The sequence below is a fragment of the Micrococcus sp. KRD077 genome (assembly GCF_017168505.1).
Classification (GTDB): domain Bacteria; phylum Actinomycetota; class Actinomycetes; order Actinomycetales; family Micrococcaceae; genus Micrococcus; species Micrococcus luteus.
Genome location: NZ_JABFAZ010000009.1, coordinates 136,478 through 143,954 on the forward strand (window position 1 = coordinate 136,478; position 7,477 = coordinate 143,954).

The following is a 7,477-nucleotide window of genomic DNA, read 5'->3' on the forward strand; positions in this document are numbered from 1 at the left end:
GCCTCAGCAACCGACCCGCACAGGGACGTCACCGTCCTCGAGCAGCCTGCCGTCATGGGTGACGATCACGACGATCCTGTCTGCCAGAGCCCGGCGCAGATCCGTGATGAGGGCGCGTGCCTCGTCGGCGTCCACGTGTGCGGTCGGCTCGTCCAGCAGCACGACATCGGCGCGGGCCACGAGAGCCCGGGCCACGGCCAGGCGTTGACGCTGCCCGCCCGAGAGCCGCTGCCCGCCAGGGCCGACGCGCGTGTCCAGGCCCTGCGGTGCCGCGGCCAGCCACGGACCCAGTCCCACCAGCTCGAGCGCGGCGGTGAGCTCTGCGTCGGACGGGGCGTCCGCGACGCCGCGGGCCAGGGCGAGGTTGCCGCGCGCCGTGGAGTCGAAGATCAGGGCGTCCTGCGGGGTCCAGGCGACCCGGGCCAGCGCCGTCGCGTCCGGGCGGACCGGGTCCGGCTGGGGCGTCGGGGGCACGGTCTCGAGCGTGTACCGGCCGGCGGTCAGGGGCAGGAAGCCCAGCAGCACGGCCAGCAGGGTCGACTTCCCGGATCCGGAGGGCCCGGTGACGACGGCGACGTCCCCGGGGGCCAGGTCGAGCTCCAGGTCGGTCCACAGCGGCGGCGCACCGGGGTGGGCGAAGGCGGCCTCGACCAGGCGCAGGCGGCACACCCGTGCCTCCGGCTCTGCGGCCTCCGCCGGCTCAGGCGGCGCCGCGGCAGCTCCGCCCTCCTCCGGGCCGAGCAGCTCGCCGGTCGCCCGCGCCCGATCCGCCAGGGTGCCCCAGTGCTGGGCGGCGGCGGCCAGCGCCCCATAGGGCTCGGCCCAGGAGAGTGCGAGCAGCACCACCAGGGCCGCGACCGGCGCTGAGGTGCCGGTGTGGGCCGCCGCGGCCGCCGCGGCCACCGCGATCCCCCCGGAGGCCGCGACCGCCAGCGCCCGGCCCCCGCCGGCGGCCCACGCGGCCCGACGGCGGGGACGCTGCAGCCGGTCGTCCAGCACCGCCAGTCCCCTCAGCGCAGGCTCGGTCAGCCCCAGCCCGCGCAGGTCCCCGGCCGCGTTCAGCACGGCGGCCACACGGTCGACGAGCGCGCCCTGCCCTCGCACCTGGGCCGCGGTCTGGCGGCGGTCCAGGACGGCGACCAGCGCGGGGATCACCACCAGGGCGACCGCCCCGGGCACCAGGGCCACGACCGCCAGCTCCGGGGCCAACGCCCAGGTCAGGGCGGCGGTGGCCAGCCAGGCGAGCAGGGCCGCCGGGGCAGGCACGAGCACCCGGGGCACCGCGTCCCGAAAGGCGTCCACGTCCGAGACCAACAGGGACAGGGCGCCGTCGGTCCGGCCCACCCGCCCCCACAGCCGGGGTTGACGGCCCAGCGCGTCCCACAGGCGCAGCCGCAGCTCCGTGGCCCAGCCGAACACGGCGTCGTGGGTGGTCAGCCGGTCCAGGTAGCGGAACACGGCCCGGGACAGGCCGAACCCGCGCACCAGCACGATCACGGCCAGCAGGTAGAGCACCGGCGGCCGCGTCGAGGCGGTGACGATCAGCCAGCCGGACAGTGCCGCCAGCAGTGCCGCGGACACGTGGGTCCCGGCGGCCCAGCCGATGCCGGCCCAGAGCTTCGGTTGCCGCCACGGCAGCAGCCGCAGTCCGGCCCGCAGCGAGACCTGTCGCGGGGTGACCGGCTCCGGCCGCGCACGCCCCTGGGCGGCGGCGACCGGCATAGCCGTGGCCGGGGATCCGGCGGTCGGACCGGCGCCGGGGGCCAGCCGGACGATGGCGTCGGCGGCCGTCAGCAGGGTGGGATCGTGGGAGGCGGCCAGCACGGTGCACTGCGGCGTGCTCAGCCCGGGCACCGCACCGGAGGGCAAGGCCGCGAGGGTCTCGACGACGACGGCGGCGACGGCGCCGTCCAGGTGGGCGGTGGGCTCGTCCAGGAGTACGAGCCACGGGCCGGTCCCGTCCGCGGCGTGCAGGCGGGCCAGGAGGCGGGCGACCGCGACCCGCCGGCACTCCCCCGGACTCAGATCGGCCGGGTCCCGCTCCTGGAGACCCTCGAGCGCCACGGCGGCCAGCACGGCGGAGCGAACGGGACCGGGCAGCGCACCCCCGGCGGCCAGGTCCAGTTCGCCGGCGACCGTGCGCTCGGTCAGCACGGGGTGCTGCCCGATCCAGAGGGTGCGTTCCGTGTCGACTCCGGCGACCCGGCCGGTGGCCTCGGCGGCGTCCTGGCGCAGCAGGCCGGCCAGCAGACGCAGGACGGTGGACTTGCCGGTGCCGGAGGGCCCGGCCAGGGCGGTCAGATGCCCCGGGGGCGCGGTGAGGTCGAGACCCTCGAGCACCTGCCGTCCGGCCATCCGGACGCTCAGGTCCTGCACCAGGACGCCGCCGTCCCGGTCCGGCCCGGAGGCCGGCCCGAGCGTGTCGAGCACGGGGGCCGGGACGGGGGCGTCGGCCGCGGCCCGGGCGCGGGACTCGGCCTCGCGGCCGTCCTCGGAGGCGTGGAAGGCCGCGCCGACCTCCCGCAGCGGCAGGTAGAGCTCGGCGGCGAGGATGAGGACCACCAGGCCGTCGAGAAGCGCCATCTGCCCGTTCACCAGGCGCAGTCCGATGAACACCGCCATGACGGCCACGGACAGGGAGGCGATCAGCTCGAGGGCGAGACCGGAGAGGAATGCGGTGCGCAGCGTGACCATCGTGGCCGCGTGGTGCCGCTGGGAGACCTCCTGCAGAGCGCGGCGCTGGACGCCGGCCCGGTGGAGTCCGACGAGCACCGGCAGGCCGCGGGCGAGCTCCAGCAGGTGCCCGGCCAGCCGGTCGAGCCCGTCCTGGGCGGCATCGATGCGCTCCTGGGTGTGGCGGCCCACCAGGATCATGAACAGGGGAACCAGGGGCAGGGTGATGGCGGCCACCACGGCGGAGACGAGGTCGTGGGTGAGGATCCACACGCCCAGGGCCGCCGGGACCACGGCGGTGGCGGCCAGCGCGGGCAGGGCTTCGGTGTAGTGGTCGTCCAGGCTCTTGAGGCCGTGGGTGACCACGACGGCATCGGCGCCGGAACGGGGGCGTCCGCCGTCGGCGGCGGCCAGCCGTTGGGCGACGACGGCGGCCCGCACCTGCTGCTGGGCCCCCAGCGCGGCGCGGCGGCCCACCACGCGCTGCCCCGCCTCCGCCAGGGCACGCAGGGCCACCCCGGCCGCCCCGAGCAGCACGGGGCCGCTCAGGGTCTGCGCGGCGGGCACAGGGCCCACGGGGGCCGGCGGGTGGAACAGCAGGTCGAGCAGCCGGGCGGAGTCCTCGGGGTCCAGGGTCATCGCCAGGCCGGTGATCAGCCGGGCCAGGGATTCGGCGAGCAGGATCCAGCCGAGCGCGCGCAGCACGGCGAGGGCCAGCAGGGCCGGCAGGGCCCGAAGTGCGGCCGGGGTCATCGGGGGCCGGGCCCGACGGGTCGGGCCCGGAGGCGGCCCGGCCGCCGAGGCGGAGCGCTCGACGGCCGGGGCGGCGGGGCGGCTGGGGCTCACAGCGGCTCCACCAGGTGGGCCTCCGGGATGTGGGTGTCGGCCAGACGGCGGCGGAACATCCAGTAGGACCACCCCGTGTAGGCCAGCACGATGGGCACGAAGATCAGGGAGATCACGGCCATCAGGCCCAGGGTGTACGGGCCGGAGGAGGCCAGCTGAGCGGTGAGGCTGAACTGCGGGTCCACCGTGGAGGGCAGCACGACCGGGTACTGGGTGACCATGATCGCCGTCCACGCCAGCACCAGAACCAGCGTCAGGGACGTGAAGGCCAAGCCCTCGCGGCCGGCCCGGGCGGCCACCACCGACGCGGCCACCGCCACGACGGCCAGCACCAGCAGCGCCCAGGTCCACGGGCGGTCGCCGCGGGCCACCACGAGCCCTGCCCAGACCAGCAGCGGCAGCACGGCCAGCGGGGTCCACGTGGACAGGAAGCGGGCGGCCGACCGGCGGGGGGCGCCGTCGGTCTTCAGGCCGATGAACGCCCACGCCTGCGCCAGGGAGAAGCCGACCACGGCCAGACCACCGAGCAGCGCCGGGCCGGTCACCCACACGAAGGGGCCGCCCACCCGGTCCCCGTTGGCGTCCAGCGGCAGGCCGGTCGTCGTCAGCACGAGCAGCACGCCGGCCATGAAGGCCGCCAGGAACGAGCCGATGCCCAGGGTCCAGGTCCAGATCTCCCGGCCGGCGTCGGTGGCGGCCTTGCCGCGGTACTCGATGGACACCGCCCGCAGGATCAGACCGAACAGCATCACGAGCATCGGCAGGTACAGGGTGGAGAACACCGCCGCGTACCAGAACGGGAAGGCCGCGAACATCGCTCCGACGGCGGTGATCAGCCACACCTCGTTGCCCTCCCAGACGGGGCCGATGATGTTCAGCAGCACCCGGCGCCGTGGCTCGTCCCGCGCCCAGAAGCGCACGAGCATGCCGACCCCGAGGTCGAAGCCCTCGAGGGCCAGGTAGCCGAGCCAGAGCACGGCGATGATGACGTACCAGTAGACGGGAAGGACCTCAGCCATGGTCGTGCTGTCCTCTCTGCGAGCGGGTCAGTAGGCGAACGCGAGCACGTCGTCGCGGTCGCGCTTCTGTTCATCGGAGTGCTCGGCGGCGGTGAGCTCCGGCATGGCGGCCGGGACGCCGCCGCGGACGAACCGGGTCAGCAGGAAGACCTCGACGCCCAGCAGCACCGCGTAGATCCCGACCAGGACGATCAGGGACACGAGGACCTCTTCACCCGTGACCCCGGGCGAGACGGCCGCGGCGGTGAACATGTACACCTGATCCACGCCCATCGCCGGGTTCGGGTACACCACGAACGGCTGCCGGCCCATCTCGGTGAACACCCAGCCGGTCATGTTCGCCGCGAACGGCGCCCCGATCGAGGCCACGGCCAGGCGCATCCAGCCACGGGAGGCCGGGACGGTGCCGCGGCGGGAGAACCACAGCGCGCCCAGTGCCGCGAGCGCGCCGAGTCCGCCGAAGAGGATCATGAGCCGGAATCCCCAGTAGGTGACCTCCATCAGCGGCAGATAGGAGATCTCGCTGCCGGCGCGGTCGCCGTAGAGCTCGGAGTCGGGCAGGTGCGTGCCGTACTTCTGCTCGAACTCCGGCAGCAGGGTGTTGATGCCGCGCACCGGCGTGGTGAAGTCCTCGTACGCGAGGTAGGAGAGCAGGCCCGGCACCTCGATCACGCCCTGGACGTCCTCGCAGGTGGTCGCTCCACCCGAGCGCACATCGCCGAGGGTGAGCACGGAGAACGCGGTGCCGTCGTGGCAGGCGGCCTCCGCGGCGGCCATCTTGGTGGGCTGGAAGTGGATCATCTGCTGGGCCTGGGCATGGCCGGAGAATGCGGTGCCGACGAAGCCGATCAGGGCGACGGCCGCCCCGGCGCGCAGCGAGGTGAGCCAGACGCGGTGGTCGGTGCGGTCCCGGGCGGCGGTGCCGGCGTCGCCGACGACGACCCGGCCCGCCTCGTCCACGACGTCGATGCCGTCCCGGCGGCGCTTCCACAGGTGGTACCAGGCGATCCCCACGAGGAAGCCGCCGGCCACGGCCCAGGAACCGAAGATGGTGTGCGGGTAGTGGGTGAGGACGATCGGGTTGGTCAGCACGGCGCCGAGGTCGTTGAGCACCGGGCGGCCGTCGACGACCTCATAGCCCACCGGGTGCTGCATGAAGCCGTTGGCCACCATGATGAAGTAGGCCGAGAGGTTGATCCCCAGCACCGCGCACCACAGGGCGGCCAGGTGGAGTCTGCGCGGGATCCGGTCCCAGCCGAAGATCCAGATGCCCAGGAACACCGATTCCAGGAAGAACGCGATGAGCGCCTCGAGGGCCAGCGGCGCCCCGAAGACGTCCCCGACGAACCGGGAGTACTCCGACCAGGCCATGCCGAACTGGAACTCCTGCACCAGCCCGGTGGCCACGCCCATGATGAAGTTGATCAGGAACAGCTTTCCCCAGAACTTCGTCATCCGCAGGTAGTGGTCCTTGCCCGTGGCGACCCAGAGGGTCTGCAGGACGGCGACGACGAGGCCGAGTCCGATGGTCAGCGGGACCATGAGGAAGTGGTAGACGGTGGTGATGCCGAACTGCCACCGTGCGAGTTCGAGGGGATCCACGAGGCTGCGCTCCTGAGACAGGCGTTCGACCGCGACAACGCGGTCGCTGGATACCACCACCCTAGTCCGTCGGACGTCGTGACATCGCCGGACGGCGCCGGGCCGACGACGCCCTGACCGTGTCCGCGGACTGTCCCGGCCGAGGCGACCCTGTTCGCCTCGGGCCGATCGAGGCCTCCGACGGGCGCCCCGCCCGACCCCTCCGATACAGTGGGCTGTCGTCTCACCGCAGGTGAGCGCCCCCTCCCCGACCCCCGCAGATTGGTCCTGGTGACGAACGTGTCCGGCAACGCCAGCTACGAGTACTCCCGCGCCGCCCTCCTGGCGGTCACCGAGGTGGAGGCCCCCGTCGAAGTCACCTCGCAGGACCTCGACGACCAGCTGGCGGAGGTGCTCACCCGCCTGCGCCTGCCCGGCTCCCTCCTGGAGCGGGTGGCCGGTGTGCGCAGCCGACGGAACTGGGACGAGACCGAGGACTTCCAGGAGGCCGCCGCGCGCGCCGGCGTCGCGGCCCTGGAGCAGGCCGGCGTCCCGCGGGAGCGGGTGGGCCTGCTCGTGAACACGTCGGTGACCCGGGCCACGCTCGAGCCCTCCGTGGCCGTGCGGATCCACCACCTCATGGGGCTGCCCACCTCGGCGACCAACTTCGACATCACGAACGCGTGCCTCGGGTTCGTCAACGGCCTCATGCTCGCCTCCACCCTGGTGGACGCCGGCCAGATCGACTACGCGGTCGTGGTCGCCGCCGAGGACGCCTCGAAGGTGCAGGCCGCCACCGTGGCCAACCTGCACGCCGAGACCACGCACCGCGGCAACTTCATGGAGCAGTTCGCGTCCCTGACGTTGGGCTCCGGGGCCGCCGCCGCCGTCGTCGGCCGCATCGAGGACCACCCGGACGCCCATCGGATCGTCCGCGGGATCACCCGCGCCGGCACCGACCACCACGGCCTGTGCGTGGGCGACCACCACGGCATGTACACCGACTCCACCGCCCTGCTCAAGGACGGTCTCGAGCTCGTGATGGACGCGTGGCACGACGTCCCGGCGGAGTGGGCGTGGCCGCAGGCCGACCGGTTCATCACCCACCAGGTCTCGCAGATGCACACCGACGCGATCGCGGAGTCCGCCCACCTGGACCCGGCGCGCATCCCGACGACGTTCCCCACGCTGGGCAACGTCGGCCCGGCGTCGCTGCCCATCACCCTCGTGCGGGAGATGGACGCCCTGGAGGACGGGGACACGGTGGTCTGCCTGGGCGTGGGCTCGGGCCTGAACACCGCGATGCTCGAGATCGAATGGTGAGCTGAAGGAGCCAGAGCCATGCCCCAGATCCCCGC

At 73.9% G+C, this 7,477-nt stretch carries 4 protein-coding genes; 1 reads left to right on the plus strand and 3 read right to left on the minus strand.

Features of this window, described 5'->3' with window-relative positions; all coding sequences use genetic code 11:
• Positions 1–3 precede the first annotated feature (3 nt).
• The 3 genes from cydC to J1M39_RS03090 are packed head-to-tail and all read right to left on the minus strand — an operon-like array spanning position 4 to position 6,140.
• Positions 4–3,519 carry a thiol reductant ABC exporter subunit CydC gene (cydC, locus tag J1M39_RS03080; RefSeq protein WP_122054347.1) on the minus strand — a complete coding sequence of 1,172 codons (3,516 nt, stop codon included), beginning with the start codon at positions 3,517–3,519 and terminating at the stop codon, positions 4–6.
• A complete protein-coding gene (gene cydB / locus J1M39_RS03085) occupies positions 3,516–4,538 on the minus strand; it encodes a cytochrome d ubiquinol oxidase subunit II (protein WP_036314110.1) in 1,023 nt (340 codons plus the stop codon). Before cydB ends, cydC begins: the two co-directional genes overlap by 4 nt.
• 27 nt (positions 4,539–4,565) lie before the next feature.
• The gene (locus J1M39_RS03090) at positions 4,566–6,140 is read right to left on the minus strand and encodes a cytochrome ubiquinol oxidase subunit I (RefSeq protein ID WP_036314107.1); all 1,575 of its coding nucleotides are present in this window, start codon (positions 6,138–6,140) and stop codon (positions 4,566–4,568) included.
• Between the two features lie 270 nt (positions 6,141–6,410).
• Between J1M39_RS03090 and J1M39_RS03095 the strand changes: the two genes are divergently transcribed.
• Positions 6,411–7,442: a 3-oxoacyl-ACP synthase III gene (locus J1M39_RS03095; protein WP_036314104.1), complete on the plus strand. Its 1,032-nt coding sequence runs from the start codon at positions 6,411–6,413 to the stop codon at positions 7,440–7,442.
• Positions 7,443–7,477 lie beyond the last annotated feature (35 nt).